At 51.6% G+C, this 583-nt stretch carries 1 pseudogene; it reads right to left on the bottom strand.

From position 1 onward, the window contains the following. A pseudogene (locus QUW60_RS15065) lies at nt 1–570 on the bottom strand (LTA synthase family protein); the annotation flags it as partial. Nucleotides 571–583: the final 13 nt, after the last annotated feature.

Here is a 583-nt window from a genome sequence, read left to right as displayed (position 1 = left end):
GGTCACTCCGCCGCGAATGATGAGGAAGATGATACCTCCTGTGAGTATCAGTCCGAGGCTTCCCAACAGTTTCTTTTTGGCGGAAGGAAGCATACGCGGTGTAATCCGGTACAGAATCCATGTGCCCAGTCCCGAAAGCAGCAGGATGCAGAGGATTCTCAGGATGACGAATCCGGCGGAAACGCTGGCCATTGCGTTTTGTGGAGATTCGAGATAGAAGACCACCGAAGCGTCCAGCTTGAAGTTCCAGAACGGATAGAGGGACATGTCGCCCATGAAGATGAGTGATATGAGCAAGGCAATCAGTGCATAATATCCTGTCAGTATTTTCCGGAGCGGGAACTTCTTGAACCACACGCTGATCAGTGTGACGAGCCATGGAAGCGCAATCAGGTAGCCGGTTACGGCTGCGTCCAGGCTTGCTCCGTGCCACATGACCCGGAAGTATTCGGCCAACGGCACTCCTCTTCCCACGCTGTCGTTGTAGAGCATAAAGAGCGGTTTCTGGAAGATGAACAGCAAGAGGGCTGTTGCGAAGAACAGGCCCAGATAAAGGAATCTCTTTTTCATATAGATACTATAC

It is taken from the genome of Bacteroides gallinaceum (assembly GCF_030373775.1).
GTDB lineage: Bacteria > Bacteroidota > Bacteroidia > Bacteroidales > Bacteroidaceae > Phocaeicola > Phocaeicola excrementipullorum.
Note: the sequence above shows the minus strand (reverse complement) of the source record. Positions and strands in the feature narration are given on the sequence as shown.